The following is a 24582-nucleotide window of genomic DNA, read 5'->3' on the forward strand; positions in this document are numbered from 1 at the left end:
TTCATTTGAGATATGTTATCCGATGGGTTGATGTACCTTCAGGCGATGAGATTTTCATAATGTAGGAACCTTCTCTCAGGCCAGATTTTTCGAGATCAAGCGTGATAAAAGGTTCGGCTGGTTGTCTGAGTTCGGTCACTTTTCTACCATCAGTGGCAAAAATATGGATATCCAGTGGATCTGATGATAATAAAGTGTTAATTATGAAAAGTTTGCCGTTGGCGGGATTCGGATAAACCTTGGTGGAAGCCGTTCCTGGTTTTTCACGAACGCCCACCAGCATGCTTGTAAATCCGGCCTCTGCCCGGTATCCCTGAAATCTGAGCGTCTTCAGGCCGTAGTTGTAATTAACCTCCAGTTGGTTGTCCTGATTCTGTTGCCAGCTGTTGTTCCAGGTATAGGCGTTTGATGAGGTCACATTGCCGTAATCATCAATGGCTTTGGTAAACATATTCTGGCTTACCCAGGTTCCCTGCTGCCAGATTTCAAAAACAGCAAGCTGTGCAGTTCCGTAATTGTTGTTGCTATATGAACGCCTCAGGCTGTTTTGCCATGTGCTGCCTTGCCATACCTGGCGAATCACAGTTTCCGGAAAGCCCAGCACATCGTAGGTGTAGAAGTACTGTTCGCTGTTTTGCCAACTGTTGTTGAAAAGTTGGCTTACGTAGATGGTCAATTGATTGGATACGTTGTAACTGAAAACCTCCCTGTAGAAGTCGGACTACTGGTTGCCTGTCCATTGCTTCATGGTCATGGTTAACAGGTTGCCTTGTGCATCGTAGGTATAAAGGTGTTGATTTTCGTTGGCCCAGTTGCCGTTAGTCCAAACCTGGCGTTCTGCCTGTATCAGCTTGTTTTCCTGCCAGTTATAGAATTCGTAAGTCTGGTTGACCCAGATGCCGCCCGAAAATACTTCCTGCAGCATGCTGAGCTGGAGCCCGGAGGCCGACCAGGTGTTGGTTGTTTTCCTGAAATCGGTCCAGCTGCTGGTGCTGCTGTTCCATATTTGTTCAGTGTGCGTCAGGAGCTTGCGGTTATCGTTGTAAGTGAAGATGTTGCGGGATGTGTTTACCCATGCATTACCATTCCAGGCTAGATACAACTGGTTAGTCATATTGCCCGCTGCATCGTATGTGCGATTTTCGATAGACTGGTTAACCCAGGTTGCCCCTTGCCTGATGCGGAGGAGCATCGTAAGCAATTCTCCATTGGGCGAGAAAATATAATCGAACCTCTGGAGGTTGGATTGTGTGGAATAAACCAATACGGAGTCGGGGAAGAATTGCAGACTAGAAGTTTGTTCTACGACATTCTCATTTTGAGAACTGTTGAACAAACGGAGCTGCTGGATGTCCAGTGCAGGTCCTCTTAATTGATCAACCGGACTGTTGAGCCCATCCCCGGCAGCGTCGAGCCGGGTGAATAACAAAGTCAAAAGAAGCAGGGCAGCTGATCGAATCAGAAAAGCCGATATTTTAAAAGCTGGGAAGCTCATCTTCCCGGATGTGGTTGGCAAGAATTTCATACGATTTAGTTGTACAAAAATTGTGCCTTGCTTGTTATATTATTTAAAATATTGATAATCAGCATTATAATATGTAAATAATATGTTAAATTCTGGGGAGTCTTCCAAAATTAGGAAAAAAATTCCCAAAACAATCATCAAATAGGTTATTGCCATCATTTTAACTAAAATGATATAAAATACTGAAAATAAGAGTATTAAAAGACGATTGCGATTGAAGTCAGAATTGCATACTCATAGAGACTTTCCGAAATCTGGAAAATCATTTTTGCTTGCTTTTTGTATTAAAATCTGGTGAATGCGTTCCACTTCGCGCCTGACTTCCGCAGACTTTTTTGAATTTTTGAATTTTGCATTGTAAGTTGTTGTATGTCTGTGTTTTAAAAATTGGGTGTTTGGAATTTTGGGTGTTAATTTGGTTTTTGTTATGATATTTGCGGGTGTTTGTCAGGAAGCTAAAGCATAAAAGCGGCAGGATCTATGTACAAGTAGTTGAGAAGCTCGACCGCAAGTATAAAGTTAGGAAGAGTTTTGGGGCTGCCACTGATGAGGATGCTTTAGAGGCTCTGGTAAGACGGGCTCAACAATGGATTAAAGAGTATCAGTCGTTAGCGGAGTTTGACTTTGACCAGGAGAGAGCCGTTTATGCGGGTCTGCTCGACGCTATCACATCCCACAAGCTTGTTGGTATCGATCTGATTCTGGGAAAGATATTTGATGAGATTGGTTTTAATCAGGTCATTGATCCGTTGTTTAAATACTTGGTTTTGTACAGGTTGGTTTATCCCAGGAGTAAATTAAAGACAACAGAATACCTTTACCGGTATGCCCAGAAATCCATTTCGGAGGACAATATTTATCGATACATGGACAAGCTTTATAACACTCAGAAGGAGCTTGTTCAGCAAATCAGCTATAAGCACACGATGCGTATACTTGCCCAAAGGGTTCAAGTGGTGTTTTATGATGTAACGACGATTTATTTTGAGACCGACGGTGAAGATGATTTTCGGCGCACAGGATTTTCGAAAGAAGGAAGGCATCAAAATCCACAAATTGTTTTAGGGCTGCTTGTCAGTCAAGGAGGCTATCCTTTGGCTTACGATGTTTTTGATGGAAAAAATTCGAAGGGCATACCATGTTACCCGTTATCAATGGGTTCAAGCAAAAGTATAACATCGAAAAACTGACTGTTGTAGCTGATTCAGGTTTGCTGTCGCAATCTAACATTGAAGAGCTTACAGTCAACGGACATGATTTTATTTTAGGAGCAAGGATCAAAAATGAAGCTCAGTGGATAAAAGAAAAGATCTGCAGCCATACTTTTAATGATGGTGACACAATAGTCATTGAGAAAGAAGGGTTCAGGCTTTTAGTCAACTACTCCCATCAAAGAGCAGAAAAAGATAAATACAACCGGGAAAAGGGGCTTAAACGATTAGAAAAAGCAATCAAGACAGGCAGGCTTACAAAAGCAGCTATCAACAATCGAGGCTACAACAAATTCCTGGAAATAGATGGGCAAGTTCAAGTTCGCATTGATCAGCAAAAGATACAGCAAGACCAAAGATGGGATGGCTTAAAGGGATACTTGACCAATTCTACCCTGCCCAAAGAGGAAATACTTGAAAACTACAACCAACTGTGGCTAATTGAGCGTGCTTTCAGAATTGCTAAAACAGATCTGAAAATCAGACCAATCTTCCACTATAAGCAAAGAAGGATTGAAGCACACATCTGCCTGAATTTTGTGGCATATAAAGTTTTCAAAGAGCTTGAAAGACAGTTAAAAGAGAAATGTTCAGATCTCTCAGCAGAAAAAGTAATTGAAATCGCACAAAGCATTTACGAAATCGAAATTACCACCCCAAAACAAAAAGAAAAAATCAAGAAAATCCTACTGCTGACCGAAGAGCAAATGAAACTGGCCCAAATCTTTGATATAGGGTGTTAATTTGCGGAAGTCAGGAAAAAATTCCCAAAACAATCATCAAATAGGTTATTGCCATCATTTTAACTAAAATGATATAAAATACTGAAAATAAGAGTATTAAAAGACGATTGCGATTGAAGTCAGAATTGCATACTCATAGAGACTTTCCGAAATCTGGAAAATCATTTTTGCTTGCTTTTTGTATTAAAATCTGGTGAATGCGTTCCACTTCGCGCAATGTGTCGGGCCAGTCAATGTTGTTGATTATGAAATCGGCCAATGGAATTTTCTTTTCATCCTCCCACTGTCGTTGCATACGGGCTTCTATTTCTGCTGTCGAATGTCCGTCGCGAAGTTTAATGCGTTCAATGCGCACATCCTTTGGGGCGGTAACCAGAATCGTATAGTCAAGTTGCTTGTACCTTCCGGTTTCGAAAAGTATGGCAGCCTCATACAACACATAAGGTTGCGAACGGTGCGCCTGATACCAGTGCCCGAAACGGGAGGCAACTATCGGATGGATTTTTTCTTCCAGCAACTTGATTTTCAATGGGTCGGAGAAAATTATTGCAGCAAGTTTCTGCCTGTCCACCTGACCCTGGTGGTCAAAGATTTTTTCAGAGATGTGCGCGCTGAGCCAGGTTTTGATCTCGTCTTCCTCATACAATTTTTTGGCTTCCTCATCGGCATGAAAAACAGGCACGCCCAGGGCTGAAAAAGCCTGACAAACCCTTGTTTTTCCGCTGCCCATACCTCCGGTTACCCCAACTTTCATCGCATCGCGGGAATTAGATATTCCACCTTCTCTGGCTCCATGCGGACGAGCTGTACATTGTCGGGCAAATTGGATACTCTCAAAAAAAGTTGCGGACTGCGCCTGGCCAGACCAGCCGTATCCACCTCTACCTGAAAATTATTTTGTGAAATTTGGTTAAAATCCTTCAGGGCAACATTGACAATCAGTTTGATACGATTGGGGAAAAGCCTGAGTCCCAATTCTGCCATAGGTTCAATTTCTACACTGAATGATGTTTCTGTAAATTCTTCAACGTCTTGAAAAACAAATACTTTGCTCACGAAAGCACGCATGCTCGGGTGCGAAAAAACTAAATCCAGGCTGTCGGCAATGTCGTCCCGGACGTTTTTATAAGAAGCTTTTTTTGTAGGTAATGCCGTCAAGGTGTCGAGTACCTGTCTGATGGCAAAAACTTCCACTTCCGAAGGGGCAACCATTGGTTTGCCATACGGTCCGAATCGCAGCTCAAAACTCATTTCCAGATTTGGGACAACAGGAATAAGCTTCGACTCAAGCGTGCTGGCTTTGAAGTTGAGTTGGTTTTCGGTGATGATAACTTCCTCGGGGCTTAAATTAAGGTTTGCGGCAATGAAAGTCTTAAGCGCCTGTGCGGTGAGGTAATACTCGTTCTGGTTGGTTTTCCGGGGATTCAAAGACTGAAGCGATGCAGGCAGTTCCGGAGACTTTTTAAATTGCAAGGATAATCGCAGCAGTACAAAACCTGTCGATTGCACCTCGGTTTCTATGGTTTGTTCGCGTGATTCATCTTCGAGCCAAAGGCCAGGTGGAGGGTCAGTCAGCACCAGCCTGACCGGAATCTTCAGCGTGTACACGTTGTTGAGTTTGATTAACAGCCAAAAAAAAGCGGAGATGCTCAGAAAAATAAGATAGATCAGGACTCGCTTGCGTTTTTTAAGGGTTTCTTTAGGCTGATTGAGGTTCATCCCTTGAAAGGTTTACTGCAAATTTGGCACAAAAGTAAACGCAACGGAACCATATCCGGCCGTTGCGTTGTTTTAAAAAAAAGCTGAGAGGTTCTGATTACCTGGCGGCGGTGCCCACCTGTGTTGGGTCGGAGACCACTGCGCTTTTTTCGATTTCTATTTCCACATTGTTAGCAATCTCCAGACGCAGGGTTTGTTCCTGAACGCCTGTTACTTTGCCATGGATGCCGCCAATGGTGATCACTTTGTCGCCTTTTTTGAGCGATTCACGGAATTGTTTCTGCTCTTTGGCCTTCTTCATCTGTGGGCGGATGAAAAAGAAGTAGAATACAACCATGATGAGGATGAGCGGCAGAAAAGAAATCAAACCTCCTCCGGATTGCCCTTCGGCAGGCGGTGCAAAGAGTAAAATGCTGATGATGTTCATGTGATTGATTTGTATTGATACTTAAATTGTGTCGGGTGTAACTACCTGAGCTTTAATGCGAAGCACAGTGGTTTGGGGACGGCCGTTGGTGAGTACGGTTACCGTTTTGTTTTGAATTCCACGCTGCCCGTTCGAGTCGAACGTCACTTCAATCTTGCCCTCCTGCCCGGGTTTCACAGGTTCGCGGGTATATTTGCTGGCTGTGCAACCGCACGAGGCGCTTACTTTACTGATCAGCAGATCGGCATTGCCCGTATTTCTGAACTTGAACACATAAACCACCTGTTCTCCCTGAATGAGTCTGCCGAAGTCGTGCTCGGTTTTTGTAAACGTGATTTCGGGCATGCTGACTTGCTTTTCGCCTTCGGCCGACTTTGGGTTGCGAATCAGATCGGAGGGCAGGCTCTGGTTGCGCTGACCGCACGAAGTTGCGGCTGCGATGACAAGCAACATTAAAAATCCACTTAGGTATGTTCTGATTGTGTTCATCTATCAAATGGTTTTAGTTGTTCGATCCCATGATTGTAATGGAACCTCGGTACACTTCATTGCTTTTAAAACCTTCACATTGAAGCACATAAAAATATACTCCGTCTTTCAGTCCTTCGCCACCCCAGTCATTATTGTAGTTTGTGGACTCGTACACCACTTTGCCGTGGCGGTTGAAAATGACCAGCCTTGTGCGCAGGTAATAGGTGTTGAGCGGTTTGATTCCAGGGTCAGAAAAAGCCGATTTAAATCTGTCGCCTCCTTCATTGGATGGTGGCGCTTCGGTGATGATCAACACGTCGTTGATGTTGTCGCCATTGGGCGTAATGATGTTCGGGATACTAAGTTTCACGGGCATTATTTTCACCTGGCGGGTATAGGTGGTGTCGCAGCCCTGGGGGTTGAACACAGTGAGCCGTGCGGTAAAATCGCCTTCGGTGGTGTAGAGATGACGTGGCTCTGGCAAAGTCACTCTTGGCCCGTCATCATCGAACAGCCAGTAGAAATCTGTCACCTGCACCGAGTCGGTTGAGCGGTTGCTGAAGCGGAAATCGATGTACGGATTCTGGATGTATGCCGTGTCGCTGCTGGTAATGATCTCGATTTTCGGATTGGGATAGGCTGTTGTGAAAATTTTGGCCGAATCAAGGCATCCCGAAGCATCAGTGATGTTTATTTTATACCACTGCCTGGCTTTCAGCCCGATAGCCATCCGGGGATTTCCGGGAGCTATTTCGATGGGCCTGACCTGCCAATTGTAGGTGTAAGGTGGTGTGCCACCACTGGCTTCAGCCAACAGGATGGCAGTCTGGCCGTTGTTGTTGTCGGCATTGCTGCAGGTGCGTTGAAGCTGGGTAAGGGTGATTTCCATTTTCGGAAAAACCAGTGCTTCGAATGGGGAACTTGTACACGATTCGCCTGTTGTTGCATCCGTAACAGTCAGTGTATGCGTAATGGTCTCTCCGGCGATGTAGGTAATGACGCGCGAGGTTTGACCACCGGGCATCCAGAGATATTGATAATTTGTGCCTTCAGGGCCGCTGAGCGTTACGATGGTGTTGGGACAGACCGGAAACTGGTTGGGTGTGACGATATTGCACGCAGGCTGTGCAACTAAGGTGCTACTCAAAATAGTCAGGCAAAGCCCCAGAAGGGACAGCTTGGTGTGGGTTGATATTCGGTTCCGGGATGTCATTTTTGGCTCAGTAAAAGGGTGCCAGCGAGGGCAAAGTTACGAAGAATCAGTCGAATCATGCATCAAAACTGACCGGTGTCGAGCATAACCAGTGTGCAATTGCAAATGCAGCTGATGCCGGCATTTTGGGCAAGCGCGATGAGCTCGGGGTTTTCGGTGCCCGGATTAAAAATAATTCGCTCCGGCTTGAGTTGAATCAGAAAATCGTAATATGCTCTTTGGTTTTCCGGCCCAAGGTAGAGGGTTACGGTATGGATGGGCTGATTCACCTCATCATGTCGGATGAAATTGACACCTCGCACTGAACCGGGTTTGTTGCTCACAGCCAATACCTGATAGCCGTGGTCGAGCAGTTTGTTGAGTGCCCGAAAAGCATAGCGCTCCGGTTTGTTACTGGCGCCGAGCACAAGAACAGTATGTTTATTCATTGTTTGAATCTGTTGCTTAACAAATGCGCGGCAAGGCGGATTATTGTCAGTCCGGGCAAAAAATCTTTTTACTGGCGGTAAACAAAAGCGTTGATATTCATGCCCGCACCCACGGATGCGAAGATCAGCACATCGCCGGCCTGGATGGAGTGTTCGCCGAGTTCACCGCGCAGGATCATATCGTATAAGGTGGGTACAGTGGCTACAGAACTGTTGCCCAGCCGCTGAATATTCATGGGCATAACTTGCTGCACATCCGCTTTGATCCCATATTGGCGATAGAAGCGTTGCACGATGGCTTCATCCATTTTTTCGTTGGCCTGGTGAATAAGGATCTTTTTCACCTCGCTCACATCAATTCTCGACTTGTCGAGCGCGGCTTTCATGGCTCTGGGCACGTTGCTGAGCGAGTATTCATAAATTTTCCGGCCATGCATTTTGATATAGCGGATGCTGGGGTCACTTTCCGGTGAGTTGGATTTGCCGAAATACAGGTAGCCAACTTCCTCTTTGGTGTGAGAAACTACGGCATGCGACAGCAGTCCACGGGGTTCATCCTCTTCCACGGCTTCGAGCACAGTGGCCCCGGCGCCGTCGCTGAAGATCATGGTGTCGCGGTCGTAGCGGTCAACCATCCGCGAAAGGGTTTCGCTGCCAATGACCAGACATCGCCTGGCCATACCGGCCATGAAGTATGCGTGTGCCTGAAGCACGCCCTGCACCCAACCCGGGCAGCCGAAGATGATGTCGTAGGGAATGCAGGTTTCGCTCTCGATGCCAAGGTGATGCTTCACACGGGATGCCAGACTGGGCAGGATATCGGTTTGGATGCTGTCGCGCATCACGTCGCCGAAGTTGTGGGCCACGATAATCTGATCAATAGTTTCGGGATCGATGCCGGCAGCTTCGATGGCACGCTTTGCGGCAATGCTGGCGATATCGGCATTGGTCTGGTCGTCTTCCACATACCGCCTTTCATAAATTCCGGTAATGTCTTTGAACTTTCGGGTGATTTCCTCGCCAGGACTATCGATGCGGCTATGGTCTTTTTCGAAGAAAATCTGCGAAGTGAAATCGGCATTGCTCACAATCCGGTTGGGAATGTAGCTGCCTGTGCCGGTGATGAGTGTGTTGAGGTATTTCATTCCTGATTGTTTTTTGCTGACAAAGCCGCAAAAGTAAATTTTTTTGCAAACCACAAAACTTTCTATCTCCGGAGCAGCAGGGGCGAGCCACCAGGGAATTGGTTTTCCAGGCATAGATCCCTTGCCTTTCCGATGGGTGTCGGTTGGGACGGAGATCGCCTGCCGGAATTTTATTTTCAGTAAGTTAGCAGCCAAAATTCTAATTCATGAACTCTTACAATTCTCCATTCCTGCGCGGCCGCAGCACATGGATATCCGTCTTGCTTATTCTGATGTCGGTCGGCTTGTGGGGTCAGCAGCCCACAAGTTTAGTCCGGGGTACTGCGGAGGCTTTTTCTGCTACCACATTTGAAGCCATGCAGGCCTGGGAGGTAGCCCATCCGGATGCGGTGCTGAGTTTGCCCATCAAAAGGCCCAATCCGGAGCTGCTGACACCTTTATTTAATGTTTTACCCGACAATATTTTGTCTGTTGAACAAAGCCTTACCTCACCGGCGGGCATGCTCAGGGAGACCTCGCCTTTGCCCGATACAGGATTTCTGGGACTCTACGATACGGGCAACTCCATACCTCCGGATGTAAACGGCGCCCCCGGTCTGGAGCACCTGATGGTTACCCTGAACACACAAGTGCGCATTCAGAGCCGTTCGGGACTTGACATGGGGACCGTTTATCTGGAAACTTTCTGGAACAGTTTGCCGGGTTCGGGAACCTTTGACCCGAAAATACTATATGACCATGCCGAGAACCGGTGGATTTTTGTGACCTGCGCAGGCTCAAGCCCGGGAAATTCGAGAATCTATCTTGGTGTTTCGGCAACCAGCAATCCCAAAGGCGCATGGTACTTATACTCATTTCTTGCTGACCCACAGAATATTGTGTGGTTCGATTATCCGAGCATGGGGTTCAACAGCCGATGGATTGTGGTTTCGGGCAATATGTTTGGCAACGATTTCTACAGCACGGTTTATGTGTTCGACAAGCAGGCCATGTATGCGGGACTGCCGCAGCCCGGATTCAGCCGCTTTGCTACCAATGATGGTTTTACCCTGGTGCCTGCAATAACATTCGACCAGGATGAGCAGGATATTTACCTGATATCGTCGGCCAACGGAAACATTCAGGGTATGGGATACATCACCTTGTTCAAGGTGTATGGCGCAACAGAGAGTCCTCTTTTTCAGATGCTTGGCAACATCGGCACCCCAAATCCCTGGGCCGGGTATGTGGGCAACAACGGAGATTTTTTGCCTCAACTCGGAAGCAACTATCTGATCAATGCAGTGGATCACCGGATGCAGAATGTTGTGCTACGAAACGGAAAGCTGTGGGCGGTGCATCATGTGTTTCTGCCTGCAAACAACCCGCAGCGCACTGCTGTGCAATGGTGGAACCTCAGCAGGCAGGGCGAAGTGCTCCAGCGGGGTCGTATTGATGATCCCACCGGACTCATGCATTATGCATTTCCAACCATTGCCGTCAATCAGTTTGAGGATATGATGATTGGTCATAACATCTTCAGCCTCAGTCAATACCCTAGCGCGGGCTATTCTTTTAAGGCGCATTTTGATCCGCCAAACACCACCCGGTCGCCATACCAGTATAAAGACGGTCTGGCGCCATACTACAAAACATTTGGCAGTGGCCGCAACCGTTGGGGTGATTATTCGGCCACCATGCTCGATCCCAGAAACGGAGTTGATTTTTGGGTACTGCAGGAATATGCGGAGCTGCCTGTGGGAGGCGACCGCTGGAGTACCTGGTGGGCTTATGTCAGGATTCCTTTTTTTCCTGAGCCTGACTTTGCTGCCAGCCTGCAGCTTATCCCGACGGGCGAAAGTGTTGATTTTACTGACTTGAGCGCTGGTGTGCCTTCAGAATGGAGCTGGACGTTCGAAGGAGGGGTGCCTGCGACTTCCAGTGATCAGCATCCGAAAAATATTCACTATCCGAATCCTGGTGTGTTTACAGTTAGCCTGACAGTGTCGAATATTTTTGGCAGCAACACCATCACCAGGACACAATATGTCGATGTTAGCTCGAGCCTGCTGCCGGAGGTGGCTTTCAACGCCCAGAAGAAATTGATTTGTACCGGTGAGCCCGTTGCGTTTACCGACCAAAGCATTCACGTCCCACGTCAATGGCTGTGGGAATTCACTCCATCCACGGTTTCGTTTGTTGATGGAACCGACCAGAACAGCCAGCACCCTCGGGTGGTTTTCAACGAGCCGGGCAATTACAGCGTGACCCTTCACGCCACAAACCTCAACGGAACGTCCACATCCACAGCTTTTGATCTGATCAAGGCCGGAGGTGCCCCCACACCTTACATCCAAAGGTTTGATGCCGGAACATTTGCCGATGTGGAGTGGCAGGTGGTAAACCCCGACAACCAAAAAACCTGGGAACTCTACCCAGTGGGTGGATTGCAGGATATCACCCAGGCTGCCCGGCTCGATTTTTTCACCTATTATGCCATCGGGCAACGCGACAGGCTCATCAGCCCGCCTCTGGATTTGCGCAATGCCACGCAGGTCAGTCTGAACTTCAGGCATGCCCATGCCAAGCGCCTGGCTCAGGTGGCAGATTCGTTAATTGTGTATGTTTCAGGCAACTGTGGGTTGAGCTGGACGCGCATCTTTGCTGCTGCCGAAAACGGTTCCGGCAACTTTGCCACCCATCCGATGGTGCAGGGCTTTGTACCTGCGCAACCCGACGACTGGTGCGGCTCGGGATGGGGTGCGCCCTGTATCACTCTTCCGCTGGCAGCATGGGAAGGCTTGCCAAATGTGAAGGTAGCTTTCGAAACCTACAGCTTTTACGGTAACCCATTGTATGTTGCTGATATTACGGTGGAAGGCCTCGTGCGGGTAGCTGATAACCCAATTGAACAAGCCCCGGTTTTACAGGTGGTTCCCAATCCGTCTGTGCAAATAATCCGGCTGCTTTTCGATGGAGAATATGCGCTTGAGCAGCTGAAAATCAGAGATATTTACGGCAGGGAGGTGCACACTTACGCCAGGGTGGTATCCGGACAGGAGATCCGTTTGCCGGAACTGCCTGCCGGGATTTACCTGCTTCAGGCAGAAGCTGGCGGAAGGACGGTTTCGGCCAGGATGGTGATCAGGTAGTGGCCAGTGGCTTGATGAATATGCGGAACCTTTTGTGAAGCCGGCCTCCCAGGCGTTCGCATTCGGCCCGCATCAGCCTGTTGTGTTCCAGAATGAGGTGGCTGTCGATATGCGTTATGCCCCTCTGCCGGGCTGTTTGGATGAGGCTTTGGGCGAGCAGAAGGGTGAGGCCATGGTTGCGGTGATCTGGATGAACGGCGCCAAGCAACAAGGTGAGTAATTGGGTGCTTCGCCAGCATTTCAGAATATGCCACCAGCCGAAAGGCCAGATTCGTCCACCGGCTTTGCGGATGCCCTCACTGAGTTCGGGCATGGCCACCACAAAAGCAAGCAAGCGGCCCCGGCGGTCGGTTATCAGCTTTACAAATTCTGCATCGAGTACAGGTAAATACCTGTGTGCCAATTCCTTCATTTCTTCCTCCGAAAGAGGATCGAAGCCGTAAATATCCCTGTATGCTTCGTTGATGAGGCGGAATACGGGCATGATCCAGCGCCTGAGCTCCCGTTTGCCTTTAAACTCTTTGAGGATAAAAGCATCAGACTGCTGCACCCGCTGAATGGCGTTGAGGTATCGTTCGGGCAGGGACTCCGGTGTGGGAATCAGATAGGAGACAAGGTCGAGGTGTTTTGCAAACCCGTAGTTCTGAAGCAGATCCGGAAGATAAACCTGATTGAGGTTGGTGGCAATCACAGGTTTCTCGTCGAAGCCTTCGACCATCATGCCCTGAGGGTCTTTGTCAGAAAAGCCCAATGGTCCCACGAGGTGGCTCATGCCATGTGTGGCTCCCCATTGCGCTACAAAGTTGAGCAGCGCATTGCAGATGTTTTGATCGTCCGGACAGTCAAGGAAGCAAAAGCGCACGTGGGCTTCGTTGTGGCTTTGGTTGTAACGTTGGTTGATGATGCCCATAACCCGGCCAACCGGTTTGTTGTGCATCCAGGCAAGTGCCAGGATGGTATGGTTGTCGCGCAAGGCAGGATTAAAACCGGGGCTAAAGTAGCGATATTCATCCTTATATATCGGGGGCACCCATTGCGGATGGTTTTTATGAAGCTGCTCAGTCAGGTGGATGAATATTCGCAGGTCGCCTGCTGACCTCACGGGTTCAACACGGAGCTCCATTTGCATGAATTGACCTCTGCAAGTTAGTGGAATTGATGCAGCATCAGCAAATTTTTAGGGGAGGATGCCAAGCCAGGAGGGATGTTGCAACAGGCGGACACAAAAAAACCGCCGGCGGTCGGCGGTTTTGGCGATCCCGGCAGGACTCGAACCTGCGACCCGCAGCTTAGAAGGCTGCTGCTCTATCCAGCTGAGCTACGAGACCTTTTGTGATGGAGGATGCAAAATTACACAATTTGCAGCTTATTTGCCAAGGCAAAAACAAAAGGGCAGCATTTCTGCCGCCCTTATGGTTATCTGATCAATCCGAATTAATAACGGCTGCGGTATCCGCCTTCGTTATTGCCGCGGTTGCCATAACCGCCTTCGCGACGATAGCCACCTTCGCGGCGCGGGAAACGGCTGCCGCCACCAGTGTTTTCACCCTCTTCACGGGGTCTGGCTTTCTTTACCACGATGGTGTTGCCATCCACTTCGGATTCGTTGAGTTCGTTGATGGCATTGTAGGCCTCAGTATCGTTGGGCATTTCGACGAAACCATAGCCTTTGGAACGGTTGGTCAGTTTGTCGAAAATAACCTTGGCCGACGAAACTGTACCAAATTGCTCAAAAAGAGCTGAAAGTTGCTCACTTGTGGTTTTGAAGTTGAGCTTTGCAACAAAAATGTTCATAAAAACAAAAAAATAATTGGTTAAGTCTCAAAAAAGCAATGCCCTCAAAAAGCCTGGGAAATTTGGGTTGGTCCTGGAAAATTGAAAAACAGTACTTCGTTGAAACAAAAATAAATGAATTAATCCGCGACAAAGGTATGTACAAAAATTCATGATTGTCAAGGGAAAACAAAATATTTATGTTTTTATTGGCTATTCTTAAAAAGCTGCTTCCCTCGCCGGCGCATCTGAGGATGCGGACGAGGGAAGCATATGAGATTGATTGTCGGGATGCTGTGACTACCTGATAATCACCATTGTCCGGGCCGATTTCTCCGGGCTTTGGATGCTGATGATGTAGCTTCCGGCAGGCAGGTTGTGGCTGATCCGGCTTCCGGTCTGAGCTATCTCTTTTATCAGCAGGAGCTGACCCATGGTGTTGTGTACCAGTAGTTTGCCTTGTGTCAGACCGGTTTCCAGCAGGGTGATTGATTGCCTGTCGGCAAATACCTTCAGCGTTTGCAAGGCTGTTTCGTTCAGGCCGATGGTGGTGAGGTTGAGCACCAGTGTGGTGAGCAAACCATTGTCAGGATTGCGTGTGTCCACGGTTCCCCAAACACCGTTGTCGCTGGCATATTCTTTCACGTAACCCGTAAAGGGATTCTGCACTTTGATCAGGCGCACGCCCTGTGGATTTTGGTTTGGGATGATGGTGCCCCATGAGCCGTTGACACCCGAAACATGGTCGCGATAGAAGGGTGCATAGCTTGTTAATGCTGCAAAATCGATGCCCGAGGCCTCAACATGGGTGATGCTGAGCGGTTGACCAGTGCCGTTTGTATTGTCATACAGGCTGACAAACGACCTGGCCGGGTCGGTGGACAAGGCCCTGATGGACGAGCCTTCGTTGGGGAGGATATTGTCGCCAAAGTCAATCACCTTGGTAGGATCGGCAACTGTGAGGTAGTGCACGGCAGTTGTGCCGTTGTTGCCATCATTGATACGGATGCGCAGGAAGACCTCATTGCCAGTGGTGAAGCGCGAGTTGCCTGTGGGTTCCAACACAAACCAGCCTTCATATTTCCCCTGGGCATTGGCGGTAAAGGTGCCATAACCGCCTTCGGTGGCCAAACTCGGACTGGTTGACCGGCTGAAGTTGCCTTGTGCGCTCACGTAAATGGGATTGCCCGCACCTCCTGCGGAAGGAAGATCGGTACTGATTACAGCCTGATTGATAAATCGGTATGTGCTTCCGGGAGTAAGATTTTCGATCTTAATCCACCATGCCGAAGGCACACGGGTGTTGTTTGTCGGACTGAGACCTTGCATGTAGCGAGGTGCAACTGCTGCTTCGATACCGGGGGTAATGCCTGAGCTGACTTCGCCATTCAGGCTCACTGTTTTTTCGGCGGCACCCCCGCCATTGTGTGTGATGGTCTGGTTGTTGTAGGTCCCCACGGCCAGACCGGCTTTCAGGCGTACGGAGATGCTCACCGGCTGACCGGTGATGATGCCACCGGCAAAGGGTAGGTTCAGGCTTTGGCTGTAGTTTGTGCCATTGAGCGAGATTTCATAAGCTGCTGGTGCAGTTACATTTATGTTGCCGCTGCCTTCGAGGAACTCGCCGGTGATGGTGTAGGTCTGCGCCTGGCTTGGTCCTTGTCCTTCTATATAGGAGAATCCCGACAGGGTAGTGGGGTTTACTGCGAGCACAGGGGTGTTGGTCGTGTTGAGGTTGATTACCAGGATGTTGTCGATACCACCGGCCGGATTGACTGTATTGACGCCACTCCATTCTCCGCTGGCAGAGGTGAAAGTTTGTACGATGTTTCCACCGGTTTTGGAACGTTCTTCAATGCGGCGGATGCCGTTGGGCAGCAGATTGGGAAGGATGCCGCCCCAGCTGCCATCCATTCCGGCCACATGATCGCGGTAGAACTGTGCCCAGGTGGTAGTGGCCTGGAAATCAACACCTGTGGTTTCGACGCTGGTGCCGTAGATTGGTCTGCCTGTGCCGTCGGTATTGTCGTAAAGCAGGACAAAATTCTTGGCAGCCGAAGGCGAAAGCGCGCGGATGCCGGTGCCCTGGCTGGCCGATGCCTCGGTGCCGAAATTGATGACTTTGGCAAAAGTGCTGGTTGTCAGATAGGTAACTGGTTGGGTGCCTTCGTTGCCATCGTTCAGCCGGATGCGGAAGAATACCTCATTGCCGGGGGTAAAGCGTGAATTTCCGGTAGGTTCGACCATGAACCAGCCGGAGTAGCTACCCTGGGCATTGGTTGTAAAGGTGCCGTATGCGCCTTCGTTGCCCAGATTCGGGCTGGTGGTGCGCACAAAGTTGCCGGTGGCGGTGACAAAAATCGGGTTGCCGGCGCCATTTACGGTTGGGCCGTCAGCAGTGGTAACCACCTGATGGATATATCGATAGGTGGCGTTTGGCGTGAGGTTCGAGAGGGTTGCCCAGAATGCAAAAGGCAGGCGGGTGGCATTGGTGCCATTGATGCCCTGGATGTATTGCGGAACGATTTCGGCCGAGATTTCCGGCTGAACAGCGGAGATCACCTCGCCATTCAAGCTCACTGTTTTTTCGGCGGCGCCCCCGCCATTGTGTGTGATGGTCTGGTTGTTGTAAGTCCCCACAGCCAGACCGGCTTTCAGGCGCACGGAGATGCTTACCGGCTGACCAGTGATGATACCTCCGGCAAAGGGTAGGTTCAGGCTTTGGCTGTAGTTTGTGCCATTGAGCGAGATTTCGTAAGCTGCTGGTGCAACTACACTTATGTTGCCGCTGCCTTCGAGGTATTCGCCGGTGATGGTGTAGGTCTGCGCCTGGCTTGGTCCTTGTCCTTCAATATAGGAGAATCCCGACAGGGTAGTGGGGTTTACGGTAAGCACAGGGGTGTTGGTCGTGTTGAGGTTGATTACCAGGATGTTGTCGATACCACCGGCCGGATTGACTGTATTGACGCCACTCCATTCTCCGCTGGCAGAGGTGAAAGCCTGCACGATGTTTCCACCGGTTTTGGCACGTTCTTCAATGCGGCGGATGCCGTTGGGCAGCAGATTGGGAAGGATGCCGCCCCAGCTGCCATCCATTCCGGCCACATGATCGCGGTAGAACTGTGCCCAGGTGGTAGTGGCCTGGAAATCAACACCTGTGGTTTCGACGCTGGTGCCGTAAATTGGTCTGCCCGTGCCGTCGGTATTGTCGTAAAGCAGGACAAAATTCTTGGCAGCCGAAGGCGAAAGCGCGCGGATGCCGGTGCCCTGGCTGGCCGATGCCTCGGTGCCAAAGTTGATGACCTTGGCAAAGGTGCTGGTTGTCAGATAGGTAACTGGTTGGGTGCCTTCGTTGCCATCGTTCAGTCGGATGCGGAAGAATACCTCATTGCCGGGGGTAAAGCGTGAATTTCCGGTAGGTTCGACCATGAACCAGCCGGAGTAGCTGCCCAGGGCATTGGTGGTAAAGGTGCCGTATGCGCCTTCGTTGCCCAGATTCGGGCTGGTGGTGCGCACAAAGTTGCCGGTGGCGGTGACAAAAATCGGGTTGCCGGCGCCATTTACGGTTGGGCCGTCAGCAGTGGTAACCACCTGATGGATATAGCGATAGGTGGCGTTTGGCGTGAGGTTCGAGAGGTTTGCCCAGAATGCAAAAGGAAGGCGGGTGGCGTTGGTGCCATTGATGCCCTGGATGTATTGAGGAACGATTTCGGCCGAGATTTCAGGGACAACGCCCGACACTACCTGGCCAGACAGACTGAGGTTTACCGAAACTGCTCCCCCGCCATTGTGCGAGATCTGCTGGTTGTAAGTGCCTATTGGCAATCCGGCCTTCAGCCTGACATGAATGGTGACAGGTTGACCGGTGATCACCCCTCCGCCATACGGGAGGCTGATGGTGCTGGAGAAGCTTGAACCGTTGGTTGATATTTCGTAATCGGTGGGGGCAAGCAGCACGATATGCCCCATTCCATCCAGGTTGGTGCCTGATACTGTGTAGGTTTGCGTTGAGCTTGGACCACTTCCAACCACATAACTGAAACCGCTTAAAGCGGCAGGATTCACCGTTAATGTCGGAATGTTAGGAGTACCTCCGGTGCCAATGGCTTCGTTCCAGGTGGTGGCTACCCTTATGCCATCGACCACAGCACGTTGATTGGCATTGTATTGTCGCAGTGCAATGCTGCCAACACCCGTATAAGTTAGTGTCTCAGTGAAGCTTGAGGCAGGCTGCGAGGGTTCGGAAGTGGGCATGGAGGTAAAAACGTACATGCTCGAGAGCTTGCTTGCCAGGTCATGTTTCAGCACCACCAGATGGGTGACATTTGGAGTAATGGGAACAAAAGTAGCTGGGGCGCTCCCACCCGAAAGACCTATTCCGTCGCCTGTGGCATTCACATATACCCTGGAGAAATAGGTTGTTCCTATTGTTTGTTGCCCGAGGTGAAGAAAATATCCGGCCGCGTTGGTTGGCTCGGTTTTTAGCAGAAAAGCCACATACACACTGCCGCCTGCTACCTCCTGAAAGGTGCGGTGTACGTCCTCTCCGTTGTTTACCACATAAGCGGCTCCACCGATATTGCTCCCGCTATATCCATCGAACGACAAACCAGCGCCTACCAGAATCGGATTGGTTCCTGCTCCGCTGTGGGCCGTCCAACCCACGGACGATAAAGCCGTTCCGGGGGTGTAGTCAAAGTTTTCGACGAGCAGCGGCTGTGCGCCAAGCCTGCTCATGTTCAGGACGAAAAGTAACAATATAATCCTGAAGTTCAATAATTTGTAGAATCCTGTCATTTCTTTTTGTGTTTTGGATTGATGATAAAAACAATGCTATCCCATCGAGATAGCATTGCCACAGGTAAATGATTGTTTGCTATTTTACGATCACCTTACGGGTTGTTTGTCTACCTGATTGGTCCGTAAGGCGCACCATCACAAGACCGGGGCTAAGGTAAGCGGTCAGGCTGGCCTGGGTGCCCGAGATGTTACTGAAATGAATGCGGTTGCCGAGCAAGTCGAATACTTCGATGGTACCGTTCATGTAGGCATTGGTCTGAAGCTGAATTTTGCTGCCATCGAACCATATTTTTGCTGTGCGCAGGTTGTTTTCGCTCAGCGAGGTGGCTGCGGTTCCGAGAACAGTTACCATGTCGAAGCGGCTGGTGCCACCTGTGCCATAGCTGCTGGTTGATCTGGCGGCACGGTATTCGCCGGTAGTGGGGTCGAAATCGGACACCACGCGGAAAGCCGCATTGGGGTTGTTGTTGAGTGCAGCAACACCGGCCAGGTTCACCGTGCGTTGGTTGTACCAGGTGTCTCCTGTACCTGTAGCCTGAGGCTCGAATGTAAAGGTCTGGGCATCAACCCATACCGGGCTGGAGGCTGTAACATCGGTGGTGTATTGCACAACCCAGGTGTTGGCGGCGGTGTTGCTCAGCCGCTGATCGAAGACAAACTGAATGTTGTCGTAGCCCAATGTGCTTACCCTGAATTGGGCGCCAGCCGACTTGGGTGCAGTGCCCTGAGCCGGATAATTGGTGGTGTTCCAGCCATAGTTGGGCGGGGTTGTGGTTTCGGGGTCTGATGAACCGCCCGAGGCTGTGCCCGAAGCAAAAGTGGCTGTGGTTCCGCCAACAAGGCTGGCAATGCCATTGCCAATGGCCGGACTTGGACTGTCGGGACCACCTGGCACCTGGTCGGATGCAGGTCCGTTGAAATTCCAACGCGTGATAACCGTCTGCGCCTTTGCCCCTTCGAAGACCGGGAGCATGAAAAAGACTGCAAGCATCAGTGTGGCGGATAATTGGTAGAATTTTTTCATAAGCATCTTGTATTTAGTATTTTACGAACTTTCTTTGTGGCCATGTAAAGATAAGATAATCTGCGCGAAATTAAGCCATTGTTGTTTTGTTCAGGTGAATAATTTGTTGATTATCTGTGATGTTTTGGAAAAGTATCATTCATTTTAAAAGTCTGGTTATTTTTCCCTGGAAGTTTTCATGGGAAGCATAATCCTGCATGAAAGATGCTCATTATTATTGATTATCATAAGGTTATATATGCCGGATCCAAGATTCGGGATCTCTGCAAGATTGGTGGCAAGCGTGTTTGCGCAAAGCCGTCCGGTCTGGTCGAAGATAAGCACCAGCGCATTGCCTGGCATGTTGTCTCCAAAGGTCAGGCGGTTGTTTACGATTCTGCAACCTGGCTTGTGCCTGCCTGATTCGTTCAGGTGGAGGGTGGGTGGCAACCTCACTTCGTAAAGGGTGCCTGCATGGTTCGACGAACCTTCTTCGCTCATCCAGAGGGTATGATTATCCAGAAAGTCGATGCCTTCGGCTTGTCCGGGCAGAGGCTGGAAAGGCAGGAAGGTTTTCCTGCCGCGCAAAAAATGTGTGTCCGCATAATCGTCGAAGATATGCAAGCCTTTGCGCGTGAGGAGAATAAGCGTGTTTCCTGAGGGGCTGATGGCAGCTGCCGTCACCCTGTCGTCCTGTGTGAAACCAGTAAAGACAGAATCTCTGAGCATGGCTTGTTGTGTTCCGGGGCTAGCTTTGAGTGCATACATTTTGCACATGCCGTTGGTGGGCGAGCTTCTGTTTTTGGTAAACAGGAAAATGCTGTCGCTGTGCCATACGATGGCTTCGATATCGAAGTTGCGGTTGTTTCCAGGAGGTGGAAAGGCTGTCTGGTCGGGAAACTGAAAGGTGATGCTCTGGGCCTGCTGCTGGTTTGATGGATTTAACAGCGGATTGGACAGGATGTGGATGGCCAGGTTGGTACGGTTGTTATCATTGTTTCCGGCATCATTGATATACAGGTTTCCCTGCGGATCGGCGGCAAGGTCTTCCCAATCAGTGTTCTGAACATTCTGCAGGGTGATAGTGCGCAAAACATTTCCCAGCGTATCGAGGTAGAAAATCTGATTGGAATTGCCGGCATCGTTGTGCGACCAAAACCTTGGCTGATCATCAAAGGCCAAACCTGAGCTTTCGCGCAGCTGAAGGGGCAAACGCACCATGGGCCTGGGCACCAGCTGCGACCAGCCATTTAAGGGCAGCAGAAGCAGCAGCAAACCGGAAATTAACACAATTATTCTGTGCATGGTTGTGAGTAGGTTTAATTTTCCGGAAAGCTTTCGATATCGCGTATGCCTTTGCGGTTCATGCTGATGCGGTAGCGCTTGTAGCGGATCTCGCCCTCGTAGCGCAACTGCATGATGATATTGAGGTAGTATATCTTTTCACCTTTTACCAGGTCGTAGCTGTTTTTGTCGTCACGAACGAAAAGCGGTACTACCGGATTATCCATTTTCATGGTCAGGTTGAACAGGTTGAACCTGACAATATCGTTGATGCCCAGCAGGTTGTAGTCGCTTATCTGATTCAGGTTGTTGCGGTTGATGCGGACCAGTTTCCGGTAGAGGATTATTTTTTCGTTGTTGTTTCGGTTGTTGGCTTCGAGTATGGGCGATCGCCGGCGCATTTTGCGCACTTCGGCCGGAGTGCGGTCTTCCTCCACAAAGTCCATGGCTTCCTTGCTCCAGCCAATGCGGGTGTTTTTGAGGGATATCCTGGTTTTGAGGTCGAAATAACTTCTGCCGAGTTTGTGGGCAAAATAAAACCGCCCGAGTTCCTTGATGCGGTCTTTGAGCATATAGCTCACCACCAATGCCACGAAAAAGGGCATGGTCAGGTTGCCATATTTTGCCTGGAACGAAAAAGCGACTGCTGTAGCAAAGATCATGGAAACACCTGCTGCCAGGCTGTAGTACAATTGTTCTTTCAGCACACCATCGCGCTTTTTGTGGGCAGAGAGAAACAAAACGTTTTCGGCATATTTTTTCAACAGAGCCAGCCGATGCACCAGCTGGCGGTTTTTGTCGGGGCTGTTTTTCTGTGGAATTGGCCATCCTTTCGCCTTGCGGTAAGCCTGTTCGCTATCGATGAGGCTGAGCAGGGGCTTTCGAAGTTTTGGGTTGTTCCGGATGTCCTGGCTCGAACGGAGCAGGCGGAAACAATGATATTCGGTAATGTTGCTCAGAAATTCATCCCCAAAGGCATAATAATTGGCCACATCGGGCCTGACGGTGGGGGTGTTGATGATGGGAGCAAGCTGGCGGTAGGCATGAAGGATGCGGGCGACATTTTCGGTGAGATTGAAAAGCAGATAGTGATTGGCTTCGTCACCGGCTTTCTGCGCTACATGAAGGCTCTCATTGCGCAGCGCGCTTTTGAAGATCGAGAGAAACATCTTGATCTGGTGCTCATAAGCTGCAGTATGTGTGCGTGTGGGTTCGGAAGCCAGGGCCTGCATCGAGCGGGAAAGCTTTTCGATGGGTGCGTTGTTGCCTGCCACCATGTCTTTGAGTAAATAGACCGGGGTAATGAGCCGGATATTCGACTTGAGGTCGCGATAGAAGTCCTTTTTGTCGTAGGTGTTATGATTGATATCAAGGCTGTTGGGCACGAAAAACCAGATATTCACCGCAAAGTCGCTCACAGCTTGCCTGCGACGAGCGATGAAGCTGAATTTCATCTCAAACGAAAAGTCGTTGTGCTTTTTTAGGTTTTCTTCGATCATTTCAATGATTTGGATTGGTCAGCTCAGAAAAACACTCCGTGCGGGGTGATTCCCAAAAACTTAAACCAGGTCTGGCCGGCCAGTATGATCACCAGCCATGAGGCAATCATCATGCTGAATCCAAAGCGGAATGCATCGCCATAGCTATACATATCGGTTTCGTAGAGCAGGGCTGCAGGCTTGCTGTTGAATGGCAGCACATACACGTGTTCGATCATAAAAGCTACAGGCAGGGCAAGGCTAAGTACTTCGTAACCAAAGCGGTTGGCTATGCCAATGGCTATCGGCACAAATATCATGGTGCGCATGGTCTTGCTTTGAAAGAGCAAAGCGCTGAAGGTCATCACTCCGGTGAGCAGCACATAAATCAGCCAGAATGGTGTTTCATTTCCTATGCCAAGATGGTCGAAGAAGGCATTGACCATGATGGAGGGGAGATCGGTGGCGTCGAAACCTGCCCCCAGGGCATATGCGCCTGCCGAAAAGAGCATAAGATGCCATGGGATGTCCACATCGTTCCATTTGACAACGCCTATGCCCGGGAAAAGCGCAACAATGGCACCAACAAATGCCACGGCAGTTGCGCTGATGCCATGCAGTTTGTCGGTGGACCAGAAAGCCAGAATCAGCAAAAAGATGACGATAGCTTTGATTTCATCCACACTCAGCTTTCCCAGTTTCTCGTATTCCTGCTGCAGGCGTTCCATGCCGCCTTCAATCTGGGGCAGCCGTTCCTCTGGTTTGAGTGGAAATAATACCCGCATGGCCAGGATGTATCCGAGCAGCATCAGGATGACCATCACCGGAAGCATGGCCATCAGCCAATCGGAGAAAAAGACGGTCGTGCCAGTGGCACCGGCAATTAAGGCTGCAGCCAGGAGATTGGCCCCGGAGCCGGTGACGAAAGCCCCTGCACCCAGATTGATATTCAGAAGGTTCTGCAAGACGATGCTCCGTCCAAAGTTGTTCTTCCCTGCACCGCTATGGGCGCCGTAAACCGCTGCAATGACCATGAAAATGGGAAGCAGGATGGCAGCCTTGGCGGTGGTGGCTGATATAAAGGCCGAAAGCACCAGGTTGATAACAATAAAACTCAGAAAAATGGAGGAGGCGTTTTTGCCAAACTTCAAGATAAACCATAGGGCAAGCCTTTTGGCTACACCTGTGGCGACCAGCATGCTTGCCAGAACAAACGACATGATATTCAGCCACATCACCGGATGGCCCAGCTGGGCATAGGCTTCTTTTTCGGGTAGCACCCCTGTGAGCACCAGCGATACGATGAGCACCAACGAAGTGAGATAATTGGGGATGGCTTCGGTGATCCAGAGGATGATTGCTGCCATGAACAGGGCAAACATCAAATGGTTATTTCGGATAAATGCTTCAAGACCAATGTTTTCGAAAACCTTTTTGGCTGATTTGGCCGTGATCTGGCCGGCTTCGATGTGGTCGAGAAAAGGCAGTTCGATCAGGTAGCCAAACAGCACAAAGGCAGCAATAGCCAAGGGTAATCCGGCCTGGGCGAGCCATTTCTCAAATTTTGACTTCTGTCGTTTGGGCAGTTTTTCTACCCGGTATTGCTGCATATCGAGCGGGTCGTGCGTGGTTTGCATTGGTCTTGTTTTTTGATGCGAAAAACAAAGTAAAGGGTTTCGCATTGACTTTTTCAAAGCGAAACCCTGTTTCAGGTGAAGTTTAGTTATTGTGTAGCGTCATCTGAAGTGGATTACCTGGCTGTTACCATTTGGTATAGGGGTGCTTCATCAGCATGGAGTTGAAATATTTGGGATTGCCGGTTACTTCCTCGCCCAGCCAGTCGGGCTTTTCGAAGTGCTCGTCTTCGCCTGACAATTCAACCTCTGCCACGGTAAGTCCTTCATTTTCACCAAAGAATTCATCAACCTCGAAGGTGTGTTTTCCTGCGGGCACCAAATGACGCACCTTGTCGATCACGCCAGGTTCACAAATCTTAAGCAATTCGTCGGCATCATGCACTGCGATTTCGGTTTCCCATTCAAAGCGGCTGGCGCCCGACTGGTTGCCAATGCCCTTGATGGTGAGGAAACCCTTGTCGCCTTTGATGCGTACGCGCACGGTGCGTTCGGGAACCGAAGAGAGATAACCCTGCACAATGCGGGTAGATTTGGTGACAAAGGGTTTGAAATCACCTTTTACCAGAAACTTGCGTTCTATTTCCTGTGCCATAC

General features: G+C 49.7%; 18 protein-coding genes, 1 tRNA gene and 1 pseudogene. 2 read left to right on the forward strand and 18 right to left on the reverse strand.

Features of this window, described 5'->3' with window-relative positions; translation table 11 throughout:
* Position 1: 1 nt before the first annotated feature.
* Positions 2-676 (reverse strand): T9SS type A sorting domain-containing protein, encoded by a 675-nt coding sequence (locus IPM52_01000; protein MBK9290205.1) that lies wholly within the window; start codon positions 674-676, stop codon positions 2-4.
* 45 nt (positions 677-721) lie between these two features.
* Positions 722-1525, reverse strand: coding sequence for a hypothetical protein (locus IPM52_01005; protein ID MBK9290206.1), 804 nt, complete (start codon positions 1523-1525; stop codon positions 722-724).
* A 440-nt stretch (positions 1526-1965) separates the two neighbouring features.
* Here IPM52_01005 and IPM52_01010 point away from each other — a divergent pair.
* Positions 1966-3479, forward strand: a pseudogene (locus IPM52_01010) (IS1634 family transposase).
* Positions 3480-3612: 133 nt separating this feature from the next.
* Here the strand turns inward: IPM52_01010 and IPM52_01015 are convergent.
* From IPM52_01015 to IPM52_01045, 7 genes are all read right to left on the reverse strand, one after another.
* The gene (locus IPM52_01015) at positions 3613-4233 is read right to left on the reverse strand and encodes a dephospho-CoA kinase (GenBank protein ID MBK9290207.1); all 621 of its coding nucleotides are present in this window, start codon (positions 4231-4233) and stop codon (positions 3613-3615) included.
* The gene (locus tag IPM52_01020; protein ID MBK9290208.1) at positions 4230-5198 is read right to left on the reverse strand and encodes a hypothetical protein; all 969 of its coding nucleotides are present in this window, start codon (positions 5196-5198) and stop codon (positions 4230-4232) included. Before IPM52_01020 ends, IPM52_01015 begins: the two co-directional genes overlap by 4 nt.
* A gap of 97 nt (positions 5199-5295) precedes the next feature.
* Complete coding sequence (yajC, locus tag IPM52_01025) at positions 5296-5625, reverse strand: preprotein translocase subunit YajC (protein MBK9290209.1); 330 nt, start codon at positions 5623-5625, stop codon at positions 5296-5298.
* Positions 5626-5646: 21 nt separating this feature from the next.
* Positions 5647-6114 carry a DUF1573 domain-containing protein gene (locus tag IPM52_01030; GenBank protein MBK9290210.1) on the reverse strand — a complete coding sequence of 156 codons (468 nt, stop codon included), beginning with the start codon at positions 6112-6114 and terminating at the stop codon, positions 5647-5649.
* Positions 6115-6127: 13 nt separating this feature from the next.
* On the reverse strand, positions 6128-7243 hold the full coding sequence (locus tag IPM52_01035; GenBank protein ID MBK9290211.1) for a gliding motility-associated C-terminal domain-containing protein: 1116 nt from the start codon (positions 7241-7243) through the stop codon (positions 6128-6130).
* Between the two features lie 128 nt (positions 7244-7371).
* Positions 7372-7737: a CoA-binding protein gene (locus tag IPM52_01040; GenBank protein MBK9290212.1), complete on the reverse strand. Its 366-nt coding sequence runs from the start codon at positions 7735-7737 to the stop codon at positions 7372-7374.
* Between the two features lie 68 nt (positions 7738-7805).
* On the reverse strand, positions 7806-8882 hold the full coding sequence (locus IPM52_01045; protein ID MBK9290213.1) for a ketoacyl-ACP synthase III: 1077 nt from the start codon (positions 8880-8882) through the stop codon (positions 7806-7808).
* A 206-nt stretch (positions 8883-9088) separates the two neighbouring features.
* Here IPM52_01045 and IPM52_01050 point away from each other — a divergent pair, with 206 nt between their 5' ends.
* The gene (locus IPM52_01050) at positions 9089-12013 is read left to right on the forward strand and encodes a PKD domain-containing protein (protein MBK9290214.1); all 2925 of its coding nucleotides are present in this window, start codon (positions 9089-9091) and stop codon (positions 12011-12013) included.
* On the opposite strand, the gene IPM52_01055 is transcribed toward IPM52_01050, so the two are convergent.
* The 9 genes from IPM52_01055 to IPM52_01095 form a co-directional block, all read right to left on the reverse strand.
* Positions 12006-13136, reverse strand: a complete 1131-nt coding sequence (locus IPM52_01055; GenBank protein ID MBK9290215.1) for a hypothetical protein — start codon at positions 13134-13136, stop codon at positions 12006-12008. The genes IPM52_01050 and IPM52_01055 overlap by 8 nt on opposite strands.
* Before the next feature lie 128 nt (positions 13137-13264).
* Positions 13265-13341 (reverse strand) — tRNA-Arg (locus tag IPM52_01060).
* A gap of 106 nt (positions 13342-13447) precedes the next feature.
* Positions 13448-13807 (reverse strand): RNA-binding protein, encoded by a 360-nt coding sequence (locus IPM52_01065; GenBank protein MBK9290216.1) that lies wholly within the window; start codon positions 13805-13807, stop codon positions 13448-13450.
* 279 nt (positions 13808-14086) lie between these two features.
* A complete protein-coding gene (locus IPM52_01070; protein ID MBK9290217.1) occupies positions 14087-18583 on the reverse strand; it encodes a T9SS type A sorting domain-containing protein in 4497 nt (1498 codons plus the stop codon).
* Between the two features lie 79 nt (positions 18584-18662).
* Entirely contained in the window at positions 18663-19610 is a 948-nt protein-coding gene (locus IPM52_01075) for a T9SS type A sorting domain-containing protein (protein ID MBK9290218.1), read from the reverse strand.
* A 156-nt stretch (positions 19611-19766) separates the two neighbouring features.
* Entirely contained in the window at positions 19767-20894 is a 1128-nt protein-coding gene (locus tag IPM52_01080) for a hypothetical protein (protein ID MBK9290219.1), read from the reverse strand.
* Positions 20895-20908: 14 nt separating this feature from the next.
* The gene (locus tag IPM52_01085) at positions 20909-22372 is read right to left on the reverse strand and encodes a hypothetical protein (GenBank protein ID MBK9290220.1); all 1464 of its coding nucleotides are present in this window, start codon (positions 22370-22372) and stop codon (positions 20909-20911) included.
* Positions 22373-22395: 23 nt separating this feature from the next.
* Positions 22396-23988: a DASS family sodium-coupled anion symporter gene (locus IPM52_01090; protein ID MBK9290221.1), complete on the reverse strand. Its 1593-nt coding sequence runs from the start codon at positions 23986-23988 to the stop codon at positions 22396-22398.
* Positions 23989-24112: 124 nt separating this feature from the next.
* A complete protein-coding gene (locus IPM52_01095; GenBank protein ID MBK9290222.1) occupies positions 24113-24580 on the reverse strand; it encodes a CYTH domain-containing protein in 468 nt (155 codons plus the stop codon).
* Positions 24581-24582 lie beyond the last annotated feature (2 nt).

The sequence above is a fragment of the Bacteroidota bacterium genome, from assembly GCA_016715945.1.
In the GTDB taxonomy this organism is placed as follows: domain Bacteria; phylum Bacteroidota; class Bacteroidia; order Bacteroidales; family F082; genus JALNZU01.